The 21484-nt window shown below is 53.7% G+C and carries 16 protein-coding genes; 4 read left to right on the top strand and 12 right to left on the bottom strand.

Annotation, left to right across the window (positions count from 1 at the left end; all coding sequences use genetic code 11):
• Positions 1-2: 2 nt before the first annotated feature.
• The 7 genes from J4772_RS21925 to J4772_RS21955 all read right to left on the bottom strand — a co-directional run bounded on the left by J4772_RS21925 (position 3) and on the right by J4772_RS21955 (position 9065).
• Positions 3-1610: an ATP-binding protein gene (locus tag J4772_RS21925; protein WP_116064942.1), complete on the bottom strand. Its 1608-nt coding sequence runs from the start codon at positions 1608-1610 to the stop codon at positions 3-5.
• Positions 1611-1654: 44 nt separating this feature from the next.
• Positions 1655-2494, bottom strand: coding sequence for a CheR family methyltransferase (locus J4772_RS21930; protein ID WP_209071387.1), 840 nt, complete (start codon positions 2492-2494; stop codon positions 1655-1657).
• The gene (locus J4772_RS21935; protein WP_209071388.1) at positions 2491-6171 is read right to left on the bottom strand and encodes a response regulator; all 3681 of its coding nucleotides are present in this window, start codon (positions 6169-6171) and stop codon (positions 2491-2493) included. The genes J4772_RS21930 and J4772_RS21935 overlap by 4 nt, the downstream gene beginning before the upstream one ends.
• Entirely contained in the window at positions 6168-7331 is a 1164-nt protein-coding gene (locus J4772_RS21940) for a PP2C family protein-serine/threonine phosphatase (RefSeq protein WP_209071389.1), read from the bottom strand. Before J4772_RS21940 ends, J4772_RS21935 begins: the two co-directional genes overlap by 4 nt.
• A 286-nt stretch (positions 7332-7617) precedes the next feature.
• Positions 7618-7941: a YflT domain-containing protein gene (locus tag J4772_RS21945; RefSeq protein ID WP_116064946.1), complete on the bottom strand. Its 324-nt coding sequence runs from the start codon at positions 7939-7941 to the stop codon at positions 7618-7620.
• A 170-nt stretch (positions 7942-8111) separates the two neighbouring features.
• A complete protein-coding gene (locus tag J4772_RS21950; RefSeq protein ID WP_209071390.1) occupies positions 8112-8576 on the bottom strand; it encodes a hypothetical protein in 465 nt (154 codons plus the stop codon).
• Positions 8577-9065: a DUF948 domain-containing protein gene (locus tag J4772_RS21955; protein ID WP_116064948.1), complete on the bottom strand. Its 489-nt coding sequence runs from the start codon at positions 9063-9065 to the stop codon at positions 8577-8579.
• Between the two features lie 174 nt (positions 9066-9239).
• Here J4772_RS21955 and J4772_RS21960 point away from each other — a divergent pair, with 174 nt between their 5' ends.
• The 4 genes from J4772_RS21960 (at position 9240) to J4772_RS21975 (ending at position 13195) form a co-directional block, all read left to right on the top strand.
• Positions 9240-9404 carry a DUF1328 domain-containing protein gene (locus J4772_RS21960; protein ID WP_116064949.1) on the top strand — a complete coding sequence of 55 codons (165 nt, stop codon included), beginning with the start codon at positions 9240-9242 and terminating at the stop codon, positions 9402-9404.
• A 335-nt stretch (positions 9405-9739) separates the two neighbouring features.
• Positions 9740-10783 (top strand): nucleotidyltransferase family protein, encoded by a 1044-nt coding sequence (locus J4772_RS21965; RefSeq protein WP_209071391.1) that lies wholly within the window; start codon positions 9740-9742, stop codon positions 10781-10783.
• Positions 10780-11961, top strand: a complete 1182-nt coding sequence (locus J4772_RS21970) for a glycosyltransferase family 4 protein (RefSeq protein WP_116064951.1) — start codon at positions 10780-10782, stop codon at positions 11959-11961. Before J4772_RS21965 ends, J4772_RS21970 begins: the two co-directional genes overlap by 4 nt.
• Positions 11951-13195, top strand: a complete 1245-nt coding sequence (locus J4772_RS21975) for a hypothetical protein (protein WP_209071392.1) — start codon at positions 11951-11953, stop codon at positions 13193-13195. The genes J4772_RS21970 and J4772_RS21975 overlap by 11 nt, the downstream gene beginning before the upstream one ends.
• Before the next feature lie 248 nt (positions 13196-13443).
• Here J4772_RS21975 and J4772_RS21980 read toward each other — a convergent pair whose 3' ends face one another.
• From J4772_RS21980 to J4772_RS22000, 5 genes are all read right to left on the bottom strand, one after another.
• Positions 13444-15513, bottom strand: a complete 2070-nt coding sequence (locus J4772_RS21980) for a 3-keto-alpha-glucoside-1,2-lyase-like domain-containing protein (RefSeq protein WP_209071393.1) — start codon at positions 15511-15513, stop codon at positions 13444-13446.
• A gap of 35 nt (positions 15514-15548) precedes the next feature.
• On the bottom strand, positions 15549-16379 hold the full coding sequence (locus J4772_RS21985; RefSeq protein ID WP_209071394.1) for a carbohydrate ABC transporter permease: 831 nt from the start codon (positions 16377-16379) through the stop codon (positions 15549-15551).
• 66 nt (positions 16380-16445) lie between these two features.
• Positions 16446-17315 carry a carbohydrate ABC transporter permease gene (locus tag J4772_RS21990; protein WP_247741210.1) on the bottom strand — a complete coding sequence of 290 codons (870 nt, stop codon included), beginning with the start codon at positions 17313-17315 and terminating at the stop codon, positions 16446-16448.
• Positions 17316-17381: 66 nt separating this feature from the next.
• On the bottom strand, positions 17382-18716 hold the full coding sequence (locus tag J4772_RS21995; RefSeq protein WP_209071396.1) for an ABC transporter substrate-binding protein: 1335 nt from the start codon (positions 18714-18716) through the stop codon (positions 17382-17384).
• A 33-nt stretch (positions 18717-18749) separates the two neighbouring features.
• A complete protein-coding gene (locus J4772_RS22000) occupies positions 18750-21362 on the bottom strand; it encodes a glucosidase family protein (RefSeq protein ID WP_209071397.1) in 2613 nt (870 codons plus the stop codon).
• Positions 21363-21484 lie beyond the last annotated feature (122 nt).

Raw genomic sequence — 21484 nt, forward strand, 5'->3', positions numbered from 1 at the left:
GTTCAGACAGCGGAGTAGAAGGGCTCGACGGCAACGACGCACACGAAGCGCGAGCCCGCTCCTTCCTTCGCTTCCAGACGTATCTCGCCTCCCATCGCCTTGGCCAGCGATTGGCACATCGCCAGCCCCAAGCCCAACCCTTCGAACTGGCGGGCAAGCGAGGAATCGATTTGAGAGAACGGAAGAAACAGTCGTTCGAGCTGGTCCTCCGGAATACCGATGCCGGTATCCTCGACCGCGACCGACAACCGAATCGGCTCCGCCTCCTGGCGCTCGACGTTGTCCACGCCGATGAACACATCTATGCGACCTTTCTCCGTGAACTTGATTGCGTTGTCTACGAGTCGGCGGACGATCTCGGCATATTTTGCGGGATCTCCTCTAACGTATTGGGGGACGAGAGAATCGACGGCTAAGTTGAGCAACAGCGATTTCCTGTCGGCCTCCTCCGAGTAATCGGCGACGATCTGTCCGATCGTATCGGAGACGGAGAACGGCTGGCTGTCGAACTCCTCTTTACCGGATTCCAGGCGGGTGTATTCCAACAGATCGTTCACAATCGTCAGCAGACGATCCGCATTGTCCTTAATCGCACGGGGGAAAGCCTTGTGGCGTTCGTCAAAAGGAAAATCCATCAGCAGGTCGGCGACACCTAGCAGCGCGTTTAACGGGGTACGCATCTCGTGGCTCATCATTGCGAGAAACTCGCTTTTGGCCCGCGACGCCCGTTCGGCGATATTTTTCGCCTCGGTAAGTTGGCGCAGCGTTCCCTTCCGCTCCGTAATGTCCCTCACCGTGCAAGCGAAAAGTCGCTGCTGGTTAATGACGGCTTCTCCCAGTTGAATTTCGGCTTCGAAAGCAACTCCAGTGCTGCGTACGGCGGGCATCTCCCTGACAACGCCGGTCAAATACCCGGCGCCGTCTTCTTCGGAGGCAGGTCTCTGCATCTCCGCGAACCTGGGCAGCAGATCCTCCGCGCGAAACCCGATCATCCGGGTAGCCGGATAGCCGAACAATCTCCCCATCGCGGGGTTCGCCGACTGAACCGTTCCGGTGTCGTCAAACGTGAACATCCCGTCGATGGACGTATCGAAGATCATCCGGGATTTCGCTTCCTCGGTCGACAAGCTGTACGTAACTCTCAGCATTTCCCGATTGACCGCCTCAAGCTCCTCCGTCCGCTTATGCAGCTCGGTACGCTGGCGCTCCAATTCCCGGTTGCTTCGATACAACCGCACCAGCGCGCCGATTTTTGCCTTGACGATCGAAGCCGTGACCGGCTTGATCAGATAATCGATCGCTCCGGTCGAATAGCCTTCGAATTGATGAACGATTTCTTTGCTTGTGGCGGTAATAAACAAGATCGGAATATGCTTCGATCTGTCCCTCGCTTTGATCAATCTGGCTGTCTCGAAGCCGTCCATTCCCGGCATCTGAACGTCCATCACGATGACCGCGAAATCTTCGCGCAACAGATGGCGCAGCGCCTCTTCGCCGGATTGGGCGCGCACGAGCCGATAGCCTTCTCCGCCCAGCGTCGCTTCCATGGCGAGCAAATTTTCGATATGGTCGTCCACGATCAGCAGCGACACAGGATGTCTTTCAGGCACTCTGCCTCCTCCTTCTTTTTAAAGGTTGTTCAGAATTTGCAAGATTAGAGAACTTTACGATAAATTCGGTGAGTATCGTTCCAGGTTTCGTACCGGTCCTCGATCGGAGTGAACGCTAACGACTCCCTCCCACCCAGAACGAGAAATCCGCCGGCAGCCAAGCTGTCGTAGAACAGGCCGTGAACCCGGTTCGACAGCTCCGAGTTGAAATAGATCATCACATTGCGGCAGAACACAACGTGAAATTCGTTAAACGAGCTGTCCGTCGCCAGATTGTGGCGGGCAAACACGATTCTCTCCCGCAGAAACGGCTTCAGCATTACAATGCCGCGTTCCGATGCGTAGTAGCTGGAAAATTCCCCTGTGCCTCCCGCAGCCTGATAGTTTCGCGTATACTGCTGCATGCGGTCGATCGGAAGAATGCCGTCGCGCGCCCTCTGCAAAGCCTCTTCGCTGATGTCCGTCGCGTAAATTCGCGACTTGTCGAGCAGCCCCTCCTCATGAAGCAGAACGACCAGAGAATATACTTCCTCCCCCGTCGAGCACCCGGCATGCCAAATGCGTACGAACGGCAGCTTGCGCAGCTCCGGAGCTACATTGCGCCGGAAAGCCAGGAACATCTCCGGATCCCGGAACAGCTCGGTCACCGGAATGATCAGGTCGCCGAGCAGCCGCCGGAAAGCATCGGAATCATGCAGAACGTTTCTAAGCAAGGATGAAATGTCGTCAAGGCCTTCCAGCCGCATCCGATGCCGAATCCGGCGGCCTACGGACGAAGAAGAATAGTCGCGAAAATCGTAGCCGTACCTTTGATAGATTCCCTCCAGCAGCAGCGCGGTCTCGATCTTCTCCAGCTCGGCGTCCCGCTCTTCCGCTTCTTTCATCGATACAACCACACTCTCATTAAGGATAGAAGCTGGTCCGTATTAACCGGCTTCGTAATATAGTCCGACGCTCCGGCTTCAATACACTTGTTGCGGTCGTCCTTCATCGCCTTGGCGGTCAGCGCGATAACCGGAAGCTGGCTGCGCTCCGGATTGCCGCGGATGCGTCTCATCGCTTCGTAGCCGTCCATTTCCGGCATCATAATGTCCATCAGCACCAGATCGATGTCCGGTTCCGCGTCCAGCTTGGCGAGCGCTTCGCGGCCATTCTCCGCATACAGCACCTTCATGCCGCGATGCTCAAGCACGCCGGACAAGGCGAAGACGTTGCGAACGTCGTCGTCGACGAGCAGAATCGTCTTGCCCTCGAACGCCTCTTCCCGCTGATGCAGCTTGCTGAGCAGCTTCCGCTTGTCCTCCGGCAGGTCGGCCTCGACCCGATGCAGGAATAGCGTCGTCTCCTCCAGCAGTCGCTCCGGCGACTTGACGTTCTTCAGTACAAGCGGGTCGGCGTAAAACTTCATCTTCCGCAGCGTCGCTTCATCGTCCTTCCCTTCCGAATGGACGATCACCGGAATTTTCAGCAATTCGGTCGATTGCCGCATTCGCTTGAGCAGTTCGACGCCGGCGCCGTCCGGCAAGCCGGAATCCAGCACGATGCAGTCGAATGTCTCGGCCTGCAGACGCTCCCAGGCGCTGTCCGCATCTCCTACCGCTACGACGCGAACATCGTCGTGAACGATTAGCTCGGACAAGCTCCGTCGCGCCTCCTCGTCCCGTTCGACGAGCAGCAATCGTTTCGGCTTGCGTTCCAGCACGTTGCCGATGCTCTCGAACGCATGCTCCAGCTGCTCGGCCGTAGCCGGCTTCTGCAAATGATCGATCGCCCCCATTCGCAGCCCGTGAGAGGATTGCTCCGTCACGGAGATGACGTGAACCGGAATATGCCGCGTCGCCGGATCGCTCTTCAATGCATTCAGAATCGACCAGCCGTCCGTAACCGGCAGTTGAATATCGAGCAAAATCGCGTCTGGCTTGATCGATTTGGCCGCTTTGAGCCCCGCGTCTCCCTGCGTTTCAACGATGGCCTTGAAGCCCCTCGCTCGGGACATCTCGAGCAGTACCTTAGCGAAGCTTGTGTCGTCTTCAATCACAAGCAGCACCTTATCGTCCGGCTGAAGCGATTCCCGATCGTCTTCCAGCCTGGTCTCCGACTCCGCCGCGGACAGAAGCTCTGCCGCAGCAGCCGCATAATCTGCGGCAAATCCGGCGGCCAGCGGTTCCGCATAAGCTTGGCCTTCCGCATCGCCCTCTGTCTGAGGGTCCGCAAGATGCTCGGGCAGTATGAGCGTGAACAGACTGCCTTTGCCCGGCTCGCTCTCCAGATGAATCCAGCCTCCGAGCAGATGAGCCAGCTCGCGGCTGATCGTCAGCCCCAGGCCGGTGCCTCCGTACTTGCGGCTCGTCGTTCCGTCCGCTTGGCGGAACGCTTCGAAGATCAGCTCGCTCTTGTCTCGGGCAATTCCGATTCCCGTATCCGCGACCGCCAATGCGATATAGCCGGCGCCTTCCAAGCTTCTGGCCGCATCCATCTCGTGCGGATGCGGCCTGCGCATCGTCAGCGTGACGATTCCTTCATCCGTAAATTTGAGCGCATTGGACAGCAGGTTTCGCATAATCTGCTTCAGCCTGTGCCCGTCCGTCCGAATCGAATCCGGAATGTCGTCCTCGCGGACAATATGGAGCGCCAGCCGCTTCGATTCCGCGAGCGGCATGTACAGATGATCCAGGAACGCCAACAGTTCTTCGAGCACCGTCCACTCGGGATGAATGTCCATTTTGCCCGCATCGATCTTGGACAAGTCCAAAATTTCGTCGATCATCTTGAGCAAATCGTTCCCCGACAGATGGATCGTTCGCATATACTCCCGCTGCTTCTCGGTCAGGTTGCCTTCCTTGTTCTCCGCCAGAAACTCCGACAGGATGAGCAAGCTGTTCAGAGGAGTTCGCAGCTCGTGGGACATATTCGCCAAAAATTCGGATTTGTATTTGCTCGTCAGAGCGAGCTGCAGCGCCTGGCGTTCCAGCTCCTCGTTGGCTTTGGCGATTTGCTTGTTCTGCTGCTCCATGCGGACGACGTGCTGCTCCAGCGCCTGCGTCTTGTCGATCAGCTCCTTATTCGCGTACTCCAGCTCTTCCTGCTGCTGCTGCAGCCGCTCCTCCGATCGGAGAAGCTCGCTCTGCTGACGCTCCAGCTTGTCGTTCGTCTCCCGCAGCTCTTCCTGCTGGCAGACCAGCTCCTCCGATTGCACTTGCAGCTCCTCGGTCATCGCTTGCGACTCCTTCAGCAACTCCTCCACGCGCTGGCGCGAGCGCATATTGTTCAGAATCGTCCCGAGCTTCTCGCACAGCGCCTCGAGCAGCTCCCTGTTCTCGGCGTTAAAGGCCGTCAACGTCGCCAGCTCAAGCACGCCGAGCACCGCGCCGTCATACAGAATCGGCTGTACGATCAGACTGCCCGGCGCGATCGCGCCCAGCCCCGAACCGATCTTGAAGTAGTCGGACGGCACTTCATCGAGAGCAATCGGCTTGGCGTCGCGCAAGCATTGCCCGGCCAGTCCTTCGCCGGAGCGGATCACCGTCGGAACGCGCACGCCTTCCACTTCGCAGTCCTTCATCATCGCGTACGAGCCGGCCAATTGCATCGCCGCGTCTTCCCGGCTTGGATCGGACAAATAGATCAGCCCGTGCGCCGCGCCGAGCACCGGAGCGAATTCGGAGATAAACGCTTGGGCGACATTGCTCATATCCGTGCCTTCCTGCAGCAGCTCCGTCACCTGGGCGAGCTGTTCGTTTACCCGGGCCTGTCTTTTCTGAACTGCCGCTACTCTTGCCTCCCGTTCGTTCTTCTCCTGAAGATCAAGCGCGATTCGCTTGAATATCTGAGCCAGCTCTCCAAGCTCATCCTTCGATTTGACTTCGATGCGGGAGAAGCTTTGCAGCCGTCCCCTCGCGAACCGATCGGCCATCCGGCCCAGCAGATTCAGACCCTGGTTAATGCTTGGGAACACCCACATCACGACGGCAAGTCCAAGCAGCAGGCCGATAACCGTCAATAGGGCGACCATGCTGACGGACCAGTTGTAGGTTTCCTTGGCATCCGCCATCTCTTCCTTCAGCGCATTCTCCTGAACGGATACGAGCACGTCCACGTTGTCGATGACATCGCGCTGCTGATTGCGCAAGCTGCCGGCGTATAGCGCCTTCGCCTCCTCGATTTTGCCTTCGCCGACATTATCGACGAATGCCCGAACAGACGAGCCGTAGCTGGCTGTCAATTGGTCGATCCGACTGATCAGATCCAATTCGGCAGCCCCGAGCGACATTTCGGCCAATGTCTGATATTGCCGTTCTGCTCTCTCCAATCTTTGAGAAATATCCTCAACCGCCCGCTCCGGGTTCAGCTCCCCGATCATAATGTCGTTCATAAGGCGGCCGGAGGCATTCACCTCTCCCCGCAGCGATAGCGCGATCTGGACTTTCTCGAACCGGTTTTCGTAAAAATGATCCATGGACCGGCTCATCTGGCCAAGCTGCAAATAACCGAAAGAGGTAACTCCGGCAAACAACAGCAGCAGCATAGCATAGCCGATGCCCAACTTCGTTTTGATTTTCATACAGGAGCTCCTCCAAGGCGAATCTCGGCTTTGACTACGCAGCGATCATCGGAGCGGCCGTCCGATGGAGCGCTCCGAACGAGCCGTTCCAGATCGGCTTCGCTGCCGCGAGCCTGCAAATAATCGGCCAACTGGGCGAGTCGGGCTTCGTCAGATCCCTCGAACAAGCCGAAAATCCCGTCCGTGAACAGGATGAGCTCTCCTTCCGAAGATAGAGGGATACTTCGGGAGGCCAGCTCCAGCTTGTCGAACAGCCCGAGCGGGGGACAGCTTACCGACAGCTCCTCCGGACGCTCTCCCTTGGCGCTGAAAAGATAACCCGGAGGGTGGCCCGCATTGATGTAATCGAGCCTCCGCCTTTCCAGGTCGAGCGTTGCATAAATGCCGGTGCAATAATAATGAATAAGCTCATTCTCCCATTGCAGCCCGGTCAACCGACGATTCAGCTCCTTGAACACCCTCTCCGGCGACCATAGGGTACCGATCGCCTCTTTGAGAATCGAAGCGATAAACATGCTCATAAGCGAGGAGGATATGCCGTGTCCCATCGTATCGATGACGGCGATCGCCCAGCGGTTGTCGTCGATTCTGTGCCAGGCGTACAAATCGCCGGCAAGCTCCTCTGAAGCCTGATAATAAGCGCGAATGCGAACGCGGGAATCGTTTACCTCATCCGGCAGCACCGATTCCTGAACTTGCCGCGCGAGCAGCAGCTCCTCCCGAAGCCGTGCGTCTCGCTCCTTGTGCCAATCCAGCTCCCGCTTCAACTTAAGCGCAGAGCGAATTCGTGCGAGCAGCTCGATTTTATTGATCGGCTTCGTCACGAAATCGCTCGCGCCCGCATCAAGCGCCTCGGCCAGCTTTCGGGAATCTCCGACCGCCGTAACCATTATGACCGGAATATCTTTGTAGCGGGCGTCCGCCTGCAATCTTCGGCAAGCTTCAATCCCGTCCATCATGGGCATCATCACATCGAGTAAAATGAGATCGACCCGCCCGAGAAGGGGGGCGTTTCCATTAACATCGCCTTCTCCGGCAAGCAAGGCGAACATTTCTTCCGCCGACTGGGCCGATTGGAAATCGACGTATCCGGCCCGTTTCAGCATCTCTTCAATAACAAGCACATTCATGGCATTATCGTCTACGATCAATACGGTCATCTTCTCTGTCTCCTTGACCAATGTCGAATAAAATGGCTGGCTGCTATGCAACCAAATCACGCCGTCCCGTAAACCCGGTTATAAATTATCGATAAAGGAAGAATAGTGCATATATCTCCTTACGCTGCTATACGGTCCTGAAATCCTGAAGGGGTAAACCCGCTAAGCGGGAATCTTAGGACCGTATGAGGCAGTCTCCAAGGAGATACATGCACTCTAACCTTTAATCGATAATCTTCTAGTTCAACCCGGATCGCTTACGAGGTAGCGTCATTCGGCTCCGGACTTAATGGCGAGCCATGATCAGAACTTTGCCTTTGTCCAATTCGGACTCATACATGTTCGCTTCCGACGAACTGAAGCCCATCGATTCGATCTTGCTGCGGAGAGCGTCTCCCCGGCTGCGGAATAAATTCGCCATCGCGTCGAACATTCCTTCTTCGGCTATACCCACCGTGTTCGTGTCGAAGGCGTCGGCCAGATGGCTTGTCCTCTCGGTCTCGTGCGCCAGCACATAGATTTCCTTCTCTCCGTACCCTTGGCGATGCAGATCGTTCACCACTCCGACGGCTTCCAATCCGTTGTTTACTAGTTTAGCATAGGCTTTCATTCTGCTCTCCTCCTTTTTTTCTCTGTCTCTTTAGGTGAACCCAAGAATCGAATGTCCATTGCATCGGTTCAACCTATACTTCTCATTTAACCAGGCTCTATTTATATGAAACAGAAGTTTGTCAACATTGTTCGAAAAAACGCAAATCGGGACGAAGCTGGCGCGCGAGGTCAGAATTCGGAACCGAAAAGGTCGAGCGAGACGAGCTTTCCTCTCTCGTCAACGAACACTTTAAGCGCTTCGGGGCCGTGGATCACGCCCCAGCCGTCTTCCGCCTCAAACTCCGGATTTCCGAGCGCGCGGCGCAAATCCGGCCCGGACATCGCCAACTCGCGCCCGTTCAGATTGACCTTGTCGGCACGCGAAGTCACTTGCACAAAGCTGACTTCTCCATCGCACAGCCCGGCGTTTCTGCCGCCCATATAGCTCCATATGACGCAATCGGGATGCCATTCATCGGTTTCAACGGCATTGGGCTTGCCCCATGCAGCAATAACCTCGCTCTCCGTGTCTCCAAGCGAGACACCGTCCAAATCCCATTGAGGAACAGCGGCGACGGCCGCCGAAGCGGTCGAATAAGACGCTGCCCCTCCATTTCCCATCAGTGAAAACAAAAGCAGCCAGGAGAACCACATTCAGTATCCCTCCTTCGCCTGCGGATACGGCCGTTTAGCCCGATAATCCTTGCCTTTCTTTAATCCGATCGCAAGTCGCGAGCCGATCGCCGCCCATTTCAGCCACTGCGGCGGCGTCGATTCGGCGGCGTGCTCCTGGGCTGACTCCGCCTGCTTCTGAAATCTATCGGTCCATTTCCGGGCCGCCTTGCGGGCCGTTCCGGTGACATCGCTCAGTATCGCTCCGACATCCTGAATCGCCGCAAAAAACGGATCGGTCGACTGCAGCTTGCCTTTCACATCAAAGGCGGCGTCGTTCACGCTGGAGGCCAGCTTTCCAACCTCTCCCCGCAGCTCCTCTACCGTTTGTTTAACTTCCTTCAGTGTAGACTCGGCGGCTAGAAGAGATTGCCTGGCAGTTCTAAGCAGCGCTATCAGAAACCCACATAGAAAAACAAAAGCCACTGCCGCAATCGCGGCGCTCATTGCCAAAATCTCTTGATTCCCCATATTTTATCTCCTCCGTTGACATCCGTCGTTACTATTCGTTAAACGTCTCCCCTGCTTCCGAAACAATCGGACGTATCGGATTCATTGTCGTCCATGGCGGGTAACGATTCATTATCACAGGCTGCGGACCGGCTGAAAGCTGCTGGCAACCGCACACACAAGGAGGAGTTCAATATGTTATACTGGGCAGCTGTCTTTTTTATGGTGGCAATTGTGGCCGCTATTTTCGGATTCGGCGGTATCGTCAGCGCTGCGGCGGGGATCGCTAAAATTTTGTTTTTCGTCTTCCTGATTCTGTTTATCATCTCCCTGATCACGGGCAGACGCGGAAGAGTGTAACTCGCTCGACCGTTCTCCCGCTGGACAAGACGTCTGGATAAAGGTTGCAGCAAATGCATTTTTCGGGTAAAGTAGGCTTTAGCACGGAGTCCTCTCCCGCTAAGCCATGGTCGCTTGACGACGGGGTGATTTTCTCTTGATCGCAACAGTCTGACCGACTCTATTCCCGACACCTATTCATCCAACCGATTACAGACGCTTCCCTGCGCTTGAACGCGAACTGGGGGCGTCTTTTTATTTTCCGGGAGGTGATTGAGACTGCGGCGATTGCGGTAATAGGTTCACAGTTGACCCTACGGGGGGAACACATCAATCAAACGGAGGTTGATCCTATCATGAAAGCTTTACTTCTCGCCGGAGGATTGGGAACGAGACTTCGCCCCTTGACGGAACATCTTCCGAAGCCTATGGCCCTTGTGGGCAATCGGCCCTGGCTCGAGCATCTGCTCCTGCACTACAATGAGCAAGGCGTGCAGGAGTTCGTAATCGCCGTAAAGCATTACCGCGAGCTCATCGAAAGCTATCTCGGCGACGGTTCCAAATATGGAGTGCGCATCGACTATTCGGTGGAAAAGGAGCTGCTTGGCACTGCGGGCGCAATCAAAAACGCCGAGCATCTGCTTAGCGACCGTTTTATTGTGGTGAATGCGGACATTATTCATCAAGTTAATCTGGCGGCGGCTTTGCGTTATCACGAGAAGCATGGAGGAGCTGCGACCATCTGCCTGACCGAGGTGGACGATCCTTCGCATTACGGCGTCGTCGAGCAGACGGACAACGGTCAAATCGTCCGTTTTATCGAAAAACCGAAAAAAGAAGAAGCACCGTCAAATCGGATCAATGCCGGCATATACATTATGGAGCGCAGAGCGCTGGACTACGTGCCCGCGGGCAAAGCCGTTTCCATCGAGAAGGAAACCTTTCCCCTGCTGATCGCCGAAAACAGCGGCGTGTACGGCCATCCTATCGGAGGCTATTGGATGGATATGGGCACCAAAGAACGTTACCGTCAGCTCCATTGGGACCTGCTCGATCGTCGCTTTCCCGTTCGCATCGACGGCAAGGAGATGGAGGACAAAGGCATCTGGCTCGGAGAGAACGTGCGCGTCGGTCAGGGCGTTCTGTTCGTCCCGCCGGTCATGATCGGCGACGACGTCTCGATCGGAGACCGGGCGATCATCGGTCCCTATGCCGTCGTCGGCAACGGAAGCCGCATCGGCAAGCAAGTCAGGCTGTCCAACTCGATTTTGTGGGATCGGTGCAAAATCCGCGCCGGCGCTCAGCTCAACGCCTGTATTTTCGGATCGGCCATGCAGGTCGGACCGCATATTTTGCACGAAGCCGTATGCAATCGCATTTTGGAGGTGCAACGCCGATGAATCCACGTCAGCCCCAGATCGCTTATGTCAGTACTTATATTCCGAAAAAATGCGGCCTGGCCACTTACACCCATCATCTCAGAGAAGCGATTTCCCATGCCAAGGGAGCTCGCGTCCCGGATCCGGTCATTACAATGTGCAATCCGGACGAACAGAGCGATTATCGCGAGCCCTGGATGCTGCCGCTCGTTAAGCAGGAACCGGGCGATTACTCCAGAGTTGCCGAGCTGATCAATCAAAGCTCCGTGGACGTCGTGTCCCTGCAGCATGAGTTCGGTATTTTCGGCGGCGAGGCCGGCTCGTCTGTGCTCCACTTTCTGGATCGGTTGAAAAAGCCTGTCGTGACGACCTTCCACACCGTGTTCGAGCATCCCGTCGAGCCTTACTCGCCGATCCAGCGCGAAATTGCCCACCGCAGCGATCATCTGATCGTCATGAACCGGAGAGGCATCGGCTACCTGCACGACAACTTTGAAATTCCGCTCGACAAAATTTCGTTTATTCCGCACGGCACTCCCGTTCCGAACAGGGCCGACCGCCTGAAGGTGCGGAAGGAAGCCCGTTGGGAAAATCGCAAGGTGCTGTTCACGTTTGGCCTGCTTGGGCGGAGCAAAGGGATCGAGCTGATTTTACGAGCGATGGCTTCCGCCGTTCAAGCCGTTCCGGAGCTGCTCTACGTCATTGCCGGACAGACCCATCCGGAGGTTCGCAGGCATGAAGGAGAAGCCTATCGCGACGAGTTGCGAGGGTTGATTCAAGAGCTCGGGCTGCAGCATCACGTTCAATGGATCGACCGCTATATGCCGGAGGAGGAGCTTGTCTCGTTCATTTCCGCCTGTGACCTGTATGTCACGCCGTATCCCGGCATGGGCCAGATTACGAGCGGTACGCTGGCTTATGCGGCCGGCCTGGGCAGACCAATCCTCTCGACGCCTTACATTTATGCGCTCGATCTGGTGCAAGGACGCGAGGAGATGCTGCTTCCATACGGAAACGCGGAGATTTGGAGCGCGAAGCTGATCGAGCTGTTTACTTACCCCGGGATGCTTGCGGATTGGGAGCGAGCCATCTCGGAAATCGGGCGAAGCATGCATTGGCCGCATGTCGGGGCGCAGCATTTGCGGCTGTTCCATCGCATGATTTCACAGCAAAGGGACAAAATTGCCGATGTCGTATAACGAGAGGACATTCCGTCAGACGGCGCTCCCTTCTTTCGCCCATCTGCGCCGCCTGACGGACGATACGGGACTGCTTGAACACGCCTTGGGCCGGATTCCCCGCCGGAGAGAAGGCTATACGACCGACGACAACGCCAGAGCGCTATGGACGGCGACGGAGTGGCTAAGCTTCGGAGAGCGGACGATTGGAGTGGAAAATGTAGCGGAGCTGGGCAGGTTGGCCGATGTGTATCTTGCGTTTATGCTGTGGGCCCAAGAGGATGGCGGATGGTTTCTGAACAATTTCGCTTACGATCGCACCCTTGAACCGGAGGAGATTTCCCACGATTGTCAAGGCCGGTCGATCTGGGCTTGCGCCGACGCCTGGATTCGACTGGAAGGTCCTAGGCGCGAGACGGCGCGAACGATCTTCGAACGCAGCCTGCCTACGTTCGGACGAATCGAGTCGCTGCGCGGCCAGGCGTTCGCGATGGCCGCCTGCGCCCATGTGCTGGAAGCTTCGCGCGACGGCGCGATCGACCTTCCGCTCGACGTGAAGAGTGAGCTGCGGCACCATCTGGAGCGCCTGGAGGCGGTGCTCTGCCAGGCTTACCGCAACTTCTCCGCGCCGGACTGGCGCTGGTTCGAGCCGGCGATGACATACAGCAACGGCGTTCTGCCGTGGGCGATGCTTCGCACGTATCGGTTCACGAAGCGGCCGGAAACGTATCGGGTTGGTATCGAGAGCCTGGCGTTCCTTGTCGAAGCGATGACCGCCGAAGAAGGATGGCTGCGACCGATCGGAAATGAGGGCTGGTGCACCAACGATTCGGGCGAGGTCAGTCGATGGGATCAGCAGCCGCTCGAGATGTTCAAGCTGGCGTTGGCGCTGGAGGAAGCGGCCGCTGTCGAGCGGCTGGTCGAGCACGAGGACGCCCGGCTTGTCGGCAGCGCGCGCGGACACGGCGCGGGCGATTCATCGGCGGACCGCGGCAGCCGCCGCCCCGCCGTGCTCGGCCGATCCGCGCTCGAAGACGGATTCGTCCTGGGAGAGGGGCAGCATTGCAGCTATGGCGCTCTGCGCGATATGTGCCGGGACTGGTTCTACGGCGCCAACGACCTGCGCGTGCCGGTCGCCGATCGCCGGGACGGAAGCTGCTGCGACGGTCTCACTCCATACGGCCCGAACATTAACTGCGGCGCCGAAGCCGCGTTGTCGTATTTGATGACGGAGGCTCTCTGCCTTCGGAAGTAACGTAGCAGCAAAAGAGGCTGTCCCATGAGCAGAGTTGCATGATGATCGATAATCAAAGAAGGTGTATATACCTCCTGGAGACTGCCTCATACGCTCCTGAAATCACCGCGTAACGGGTTTACCCATTCAAATTTCAGGAGCGTATAGCATCGGAGGGAGGTATATACACCTTCACTTTATTCATCGATTATCTTTCAGAGCAACTTGGTTGGCTTATGGGACAGCCTCAGCCCCTTTTGACGACCAACTTAATTAATCGCATCCACAGCGATGTTATCGAAGCGGGCGTGAACCCAGCCCCATCTTAAGCCAACCGAACCTGAAGCAAACGAGCTGTCGGTTACACTTATTACCGGAGTGCTGGACCGGTTCAAGAACACCTTGATCGATGAGCCTTGCGCAACAACCTTGATATGATACCAGTTGTTATTGTCGATTGCGGCAGCAGCTTCTCCCAGAATCGAGTATCCCGCTCCGTTAACCTTTTCAACATAAACCTTGTCCTGATAGGCTTTTAATCCGAATGCATACCCCGTATAGCCCGTCGAAGACGGATTAGATACCCTGAACAATAATTGAGGATCGCCGTTATCTTCCGGATAAACGTCCGCTTCATATACGAAGTCGCTAAAATTCGTATTGTCTGCGGTAGCAATGAAGCTGCCACCGTTATTGGCTGCATACTCGCCGTCTTGTACGCTAAATCCTCCATTGCCGTAAGTCGTCCAGCCATTCGCATCGCCATCGTCGAAACTATCATAAAAAACAGCGTTGCTTTCATAGGCGATTACCGGCGACAAGTACGCACGATCAAAGTCGCTGGTTCCCAACTGAGTCGTTTTAAACTCGATGACATCACCTTGATTAACTGTAGTTAAAACGTTAAAAGATATGCCTCCGTAAAGGTCCGTATCGTTGGGGCCGATTTGAGCCCATGTCCCTGAATACGGATAGATCTGTTCTCCAGTGCTTCTATTCATAATGACCATCCCCACGCCATCGCCGCCGGGAACAGCCTTCCTGAAGTTCGTTTGGGACGATATCCTTATCTTCCCGGCTTTAGGCGCAGTCCATTGTCTGCTGGAATTGGATGTATCGGCTGAAACTTCGTCATGCCCAATCCACGTGGAACGCCCGCTTATCGATGATTTCCAACGGCCGTTGACATTGTCCCATATCAAGTCCGAATAATTCCAGCCCTGCTCTTCCTGATAGCTAAATCCATTGACTCCCCCCTGCGAATGGCCGAAGTCAATGCTGGATGAGAAGAGATTATCGCTTGGCTGCCCGTTTATTATCAACTTCCCGATACTCGCAAACAGATTTTTCAAAGCAGGATCGTACCATTTACTCTCAGGCTTTACGGAATACTGATTAAAGCCGTCCCATTCATTATTAGGTATGATTCCGTCATGGAATGCCCATACCAACATGCCTACTACGCGCGGTTCTCCGAGCGCCATCTCCAGATTTTTCATCAGGTTAACCCTCATGCTGTTCTGCTGGCTTTCCATTGTGCCGTTCCAACCATGGTGGTAAGCCCCTACGGTAACCACCCATAGATCCTGATTTTTGGTCGCTTTACTTTTCAGAATGGATAAAGTGTGGGCCTGAAAGCCTAAATTGCCATCCGGACCGTTATTGTCGAAAAATAAATATCCATTATAGCCGTCAAAACCAACGTCGGTAACATCATCAAAGTAAGTGTCGCTAACCGGAGGCTGCGCATGCCCGAATGCTGCGGGATCGAAGGCTTCCAATCCCTCTATGACGATCCTTTTCTTATTTGGAAAGTCGTTCTTCACTAATAGACAGCCGGTCCGGAAGTCAGACTCCGTTATCCCCGCCAGATACGGCTCGTCAGAGATATAAAACCCGGCAATTTGGTCTTCATAGCCGCTGAGGACGTATTGTTTATAATCACTCCACCTCTGCAAATAATCAGCCCTCAGAGTGGACAGACCGTTCCCCAAATGTCCCCCAGGCGCCTTTTTAAACAATAGACCGTCAATGCTCTGGAAAATAACCATGTTTTTATCTTTTAGTTCCTGATAAAAGCTTCTTACTCTCGGTGCCATCTGCTGTACGGTTTCATCGCCGTTAATGAATGCCCATGACTGTACGTTTACATTCGTAATGCCGAGGTTATCTATATCATCGACGAAATTGAAACCTCCGTCGTGAAGCATTCCTTCTATCCCATAAAATCCAAAATACTTAAGATGCGACTGAGGAGTTACGGCATAGCTATTTACCGAACCTATACTCATCATAATAGCGATAAGAGCAACTACTAATGACGCGCTTTTTTTCAACATCCTTTTCTCCTCCATTCTTAATTTCAAATTTACCGTTACTTCAATCCGCTTATGAGCATGCCTTTAGTCAAATACTTCTGAGCGAACAAGAACACCGCGGCCGTCGGGATCAAGCTGAGAAAAATACCGGCCAATACAACCGGATAGTTAGTCACATATTGCCCTCGGAAATAGGAGATCCCTACGGTTATCGTCATTTTCTCCGGCGAGTTCAGGTAGATTAGCGGGTTGAGCAAATCGTTCCAATGGGCAATAAAATTGAGCACGGCCAACGTAGCTAACGACGCTTTAACGAGCGGAAGAAATATGGAGATGAAAATCCGAAACGGACTGCAGCCCTCCAGCTTGGCAGATTCGTATAAGGCGTCGGGAACGGACATCATATGCTGCCTTAGGAAAAATACGCCGAACGCAGAGCCTGTCCAACTGGGAAGAATAAGCGCCCATAAGCTATTCATCAATCCTGCCGACTTCATAATAATGAATAAAGGAATCATCGTCACAACGGAAGGAATCATCATCACAATAAGCACCATTGCAAATAACGTATCGCGGCCCTTGAAATGCAGCTTAGCGAACACGAAGGCTGACATGGCGCTGGCGAAGACGCCGCCTGCCGTGGCCAAGACGGTTACAAATACGCTGTTCCTAAAGAAGGAAAGCATCGGTACTTCGGTTACAACTTTTACGTAATTGTCCCATGTCCAGTTTTTCGGAATGAAGTTGCTGCCGGAAATAATTTCGTAGCTGCTTTTAAAAGAGGAAAGCAATAGCCATAAAAACGGAAGAACGATGATCAAACCTAGTCCGAGCAGAATCATAAAGTAGAGCAGCTTAAGTGAATGTTTTTCATTAATTGTCTCCATCGGGTCCTCCTGTCATGGGAGTCTGACGGAGTCAAACTCGCAGGTCTGTCCTATTCGGCGCACTCGTTAAAGATCGTAATGTACCCATCTCTTCTGGACTTTTAATTGAACAACCGTAACGATTAAGATAACGACGATCAAAATATAGGACAATGCCGAGGCATAGCCCATGCGGAACCCTTGAAACGCTTCTTTGAAAATGTACTGCACAATCGTTAATGTCGAATTGGCCGGCCCGCTAAGCAGATAAACTTCGCCGAACATCTGGAATGCCGTTATGATCTGCGTAACAAGAATAAAAAAGGTAGTTGGCGTAACCAACGGGATCGTAATCTTCCACATCTGCTGGAATTTCGATGCTCCGTCCACCCGACTGGCTTCGTAATAATCCGTTGGGACGTTTTGCAGCCCTGCCAGGAAGAGCAATGCAATGTATCCCATACCAACCCACAACGTCATAATCGCAATCGAGCTCATCGCATGGTTCTCATCCATCCAATATACTTTGGACAGTCCGAGACCTTGCAGCATCTGATTAAGAAATCCGTCGGCTCCGTACATATATCCCCATACCAAGGCGATGGCAACAACCGAGCAAGCCGTAGGGAAAAAGTAAGTCAGCCGAAAGAATTGGATGCCGCGCAGCTTCTGGTTTAACAACACCGCAAGCAGAAAGCCGAGAATGATCTTGGCCGGGATGGTGATGACCAGAAAGATCAGCGTATTGCTCATTGCTTTCCAGACCAGGTCGTCCTCTATTAGCGTTCGGTAATTGGATATGCCGATCCATTCCGCTTTGCGCACAATATCCCAGCTTGTAAAGCTCATGGTGAAACCGAATAAAGCGGAATAATAGACTAAACCAATGCCCACAAACAAAGGGATGAGCAAAATAAACGCCCATAACGCGTCCGAGCTCATACGCTTCTTGTGCATATCTCGCAAAAGTTGCACCGCCTTAAGTAGGGGATAGCCTTACTCAACTATCCCCTAGCCTGTAGATTATTGTTTCTCGAATTCTTTATTCACTTGTTCGTGGAGCGTCTCCAGTTCCTTTTTGATGTCCGCGTCCGGTCTTTCCATGATTTTCACGTCGGCATCCAGTTCCAGCTGGCTAATTTCGAAAAACTTCTTCGTAAAGGCGTAACCGATTCCGTCGTTATTGACGCCTTCGAGGAAAACTTTAAAGTGTGCCGGTTTTTGAGCGGCAATTTCATTAATCAATGCATCGTTAGCCAAGTCTTCTTTGAGCATGGGAACGCCGGTCGCCCGAAGCAGTTCTTGAGCTTGCTGGTTGTAGATGACAAATTGCATGAACTTCCATGCCGCATCCTTGTTTTTACTGTCTTGCGTAATGCTGAGCATATCCGGCCCGGCATACGTCTTCGTTTTCCCGTCTTTGCTCGGCATCGGCGCGATATCCCATTCAAAATCCTTAATGTCGCGATACACCGGGAAATTCCAGGCGCCGTTAATAGCCATCGCCACTTTGCCTGCCACGAACGGATCGATATTTTTGTCGAGATCCTTAGGATTCGGAGCTACCTTGTCTTTCCAAATGAGCTCGTGCAGCCACGTTTTGAAATTCAGCATCTCCGGCGAATTGTAATTGCTATGCAGCTTGTCCGCTGTCGTAGGCTCGGTGCCGAAAGCGCCTGCCAAACCGGCAGCCATCGAGAATGTAGGAACGGAGAAGCCAAATCTCTTATCGGTCGTCAATTTCTGTGCTGCAGCCTTAAATTCGTCGATGGTCCAGCCGTTTTCCGGATAAGCGATACCCGCTTCCTTAAAAGCCGTCATATTCACAAACAAGGTCGCACCCGTAACGTGCCAAGGCAGCGCATATTGCTTAGGATTGTCTTTTGGCCATTGGCCTTCTACTAGAAGCGATTCGGAAAGCTGATCTTTGCGGTCGTTCGCGCTTAAATAATCGTCGAGCGGAGCAAGCTGATTTTTCTCGACATATCCGTAAACGATTCCTACATGCATGCCGATGACATCGGCGGCCGAATTCGAAGCGAGCTGGGTTTGCAGCTTCTGCCAGTATGCGCCCCATTCCAGCGGCTCAAATTCCACCGTAATGTTCGGATTCTCCGCTTGAAACCGACTGATGACGTTTTTCCAAATTTCCACATCGCCGGGACCGTACCAGGTCGAAAACCGAATCGTTGTTTTCTCTCCATCGTTCTTTGCAGCTGTCTGCGAGCTTGCCGGCGATTGCGTTCCGCTGTTCGTTCCTGTATTGGCAGATTTGTTATTGGAAGAACAAGCCGCTAGTACAAGCGATAGAATCAGAATAAAACCGATTGATAAAACAGACATTTTTCTAAAACCCATGCTAATCCCGTCCCCTTTTTAGTGTTTGTAAAATCAGAAATGCAACGTGATTTCAGCGCTTCCGGTAAACCGCTCCACTGTGACCGTTTCCCGGCCCGCAACGTACGTTCCGCCCGTTACGCCGGATGGCTTCCTGCCTTCCGGATGCGGAATACGCAGGCAAAGCGAATCCGGTTTTCTGTCTGAGCTGCTGCTGATGCGGGCTATAATCACTCCTTTCTCTAGTTGCGATTCAACATGCAAAGAGATCGGACCGAAATAGGTTGCGACTTCGTTCAATTCAATCGATTTGCCATGCTCGAGCCATGCTCTTGGAATACCCGGCAGCAGGTTTAGCGTCCGACCGGATTCCATATAAAGCATCCAGCGCGTTTGCAGCAGGAACCAGCCTTCTTCATGCGTTTTATGCGGGCTGGCATGCCAGTAATGCTCCCAGAACGTATACGTTTCACGATCGGCCAATCCCGCGAAGCCGTTATAAAAGGCTTTCAGGAACGGTTTTACTTCTCCCCGCAGCAGATGCACGAAGGGGTGAATGCTATAGTACGGTTGACTTAAAGCGACATTTCTCATGCACATCAGTTCATTGTGAAATTGAAGTAAAAATTGAGCCGATTGCTCGTCTGCCTGCAATACTTCTTGAAATACGAGATACAGGGGGCCGAGCAGCGAGTCGCGAGCAACGACAGATCCATGCGTTAACCACTTGGCGCTCTCCGCATACAGGGAAAGCGGGCCTCTGTGTTCAACCCATGGGGGCGCAGTAGGCACCCATGTACCGTCGGCAAGCGGCACAACCGGCGACAATGCCATCGCCTGGTGAAAGCCCTCGCGGATATTCGTCTTTAGCTCCTTGGCAAACTCGCCGATTTGTGCCGCTTTGACCGGATCGGAAGCCGCCAGCATTTCCGCCAACCGACTCACCCCGATGTAAGCGTATCCATTTAACATGAAGGAATGAAACGGATCTTCCGGGTCTGCCGTTTTCCCTTCCAACATGCCGTAGCCTTTGCCCCTTAGCTGCTCTGTCCTATTTCGCTCTCGCCACGCGACGATAAAGTCGTAAGCTTTTAACAAATTCTCTTTGATTTGCGCAAGCCAAACCTCGTCGCGCGTATAGCGATAATGTTCTCCAAAGCTCCATAACGCGGCGCCCGTCTCAAGCATGTATCCGCCGAAATTCTGAATGAACCCGTCCTCATGCTGCTTGTCCAAAAAAAACTGCAGAGACCTTGCCGCTACGTCGTGCCCTCCCATAGATTCCATAAACTGAATGATCGGAGCGCTCTCCGAGCCGATTGCCGTATAGACGCCGATCGTCGGGACGATCGTCCCTTCGGGCTCTATTCCGTAGGAAACCAGGTCGAGGTGAAGCAATCCGGCGCGGATCATTTCGTCCAGCCGCTGCTCCGGAACCCGAATGCGAGCGGCGCGGTCGAGTTTGCCTTTCCAGAAGCTGCGGCATTCTTCCAGCCGCGAGGAGAAGCTTTGCTTGATTAGCCGTTCAGCTCTCAGATGAGATATCGGGCGATGCGGCAAGAAAAATTCGAAGACGGCCGTTTCGCCGGGAAGGATGAGAATGGCCGTTTCCTCTTCCGTAAGCGGTTCTCCGTTTAACTTGGATACGCAGCAGACGCGATCACTCGAATATTGTACAAAACCGCTGAGATTATCGAATGTGTAATGCTTGTCGTTATTCATCATAATTGCGTTAGGCACCGGATTCTTAAACCAGGCATATCGAGGTACCCGCGCCGTATTCGTCGCTGTTGCCCGGAAGTAGAGCACTGTCTCCTCATCCGGATTTAATTCGTTTGGCAGCAGCTGCTCCCGTTTCGCCGTTTGCTCTTCATTAAGCATATGTCCAAATCCATAGCCATCCGCTACCAAGTAATGCGAACCGCGAAGCGTCTGCTCGTTAAGCGGATTTGACTCGTACGAAGCGAAAGATACAGTTCGATAGGTGATGTCGTCATCCACAATGGTCGAGTGCAAAATAGGCAGTACGCCTTCCTCAAGCCTTCTTGATATATTTTCTACGCAACCGATTCCGCGCCCTAACATAAAACGATAGCGTACGGCATGATCGTCCAGCTCGGGCAGCGCAGTTTCAAAACCATGAAACCTTGGCTGTACCCAATCCCACAGCAGCTCTTCTCCGCCGACTCCCCTGAAACCGATCCCGAAGATTCGAATATCGCGGGATAAGCCTAGCCAAGTCTGGGCTGGCAGATCCCGTGTGCAAGCCGCGGCATTCTCGAAGTTTTCCTCCGGTTCCGCTTCGATTTTCTGCAATTGGTTAAGCAGCCCTTGAGCATGAGTGTCCCGTTCAATCTGTTCGTATGAACGCTCGTCCGTCTGTTCGGTAACTATGACACCGTAAGCCGGAATATAGATCGGATACTGCTCGTGGACATCAAGCAAGAAAAAACTGAAAGGATGGTTGTCCGTCGAGACCGTCACGATCGGCTTTTTATTCGCTGCTCTTGAAGATAAATCTACCGAAATCGTCAACCTTGCCGCTCTGCCGTCAATAGCAAAGCTGCCTTGGGAAATTGTACCGCTCCCCTTGACGATCGCTTCATGGATAACGGTTCCCCCGTCTACTGCAATTGTTCCGTCTACAGGTCCTTCTTTCCATTCCACTGCGATATGTTTGATCAGACCTGAACACTCCTCTCTATCGTTCCGAACTTTGATCTGTTTGAACTGTTATAAGTGTAGCAAGCGCACCTTAGAAAGCGTTACCAAAATTATGACTTGTTCCG

The organism is Cohnella sp. LGH, from assembly GCF_017671885.1.
In the GTDB taxonomy this organism is placed as follows: Bacteria; Bacillota; Bacilli; order Paenibacillales; family Paenibacillaceae; genus Cohnella; species Cohnella phaseoli.

Bases quoted from the DNA above. Each gene is read 5' to 3' on its own strand.
- J4772_RS21930 (WP_209071387.1), bottom strand. From the start codon at position 2,494: ATGAAAGAAGCGGAAGAGCGGGACGCCGAGCTGGAGAAGATCGAGACC.
- J4772_RS21935 (WP_209071388.1), bottom strand. From the start codon at position 6,171: ATGAAAATCAAAACGAAGTTGGGCATCGGCTATGCTATGCTGCTGCTG.
- J4772_RS21940 (WP_209071389.1), bottom strand. From the start codon at position 7,331: ATGACCGTATTGATCGTAGACGATAATGCCATGAATGTGCTTGTTATT.
- J4772_RS21945 (WP_116064946.1), bottom strand. From the start codon at position 7,941: ATGAAAGCCTATGCTAAACTAGTAAACAACGGATTGGAAGCCGTCGGA.
- J4772_RS21950 (WP_209071390.1), bottom strand. From the start codon at position 8,576: ATGTGGTTCTCCTGGCTGCTTTTGTTTTCACTGATGGGAAATGGAGGG.
- J4772_RS21955 (WP_116064948.1), bottom strand. From the start codon at position 9,065: ATGGGGAATCAAGAGATTTTGGCAATGAGCGCCGCGATTGCGGCAGTG.
- J4772_RS21960 (WP_116064949.1), top strand. From the start codon at position 9,240: ATGTTATACTGGGCAGCTGTCTTTTTTATGGTGGCAATTGTGGCCGCT.
- J4772_RS21965 (WP_209071391.1), top strand. From the start codon at position 9,740: ATGAAAGCTTTACTTCTCGCCGGAGGATTGGGAACGAGACTTCGCCCC.
- J4772_RS21970 (WP_116064951.1), top strand. From the start codon at position 10,780: ATGAATCCACGTCAGCCCCAGATCGCTTATGTCAGTACTTATATTCCG.
- J4772_RS21975 (WP_209071392.1), top strand. From the start codon at position 11,951: ATGTCGTATAACGAGAGGACATTCCGTCAGACGGCGCTCCCTTCTTTC.
- J4772_RS21980 (WP_209071393.1), bottom strand. From the start codon at position 15,513: ATGTTGAAAAAAAGCGCGTCATTAGTAGTTGCTCTTATCGCTATTATG.
- J4772_RS21985 (WP_209071394.1), bottom strand. From the start codon at position 16,379: ATGGAGACAATTAATGAAAAACATTCACTTAAGCTGCTCTACTTTATG.
- J4772_RS21990 (WP_247741210.1), bottom strand. From the start codon at position 17,315: ATGCACAAGAAGCGTATGAGCTCGGACGCGTTATGGGCGTTTATTTTG.
- J4772_RS21995 (WP_209071396.1), bottom strand. From the start codon at position 18,716: ATGGGTTTTAGAAAAATGTCTGTTTTATCAATCGGTTTTATTCTGATT.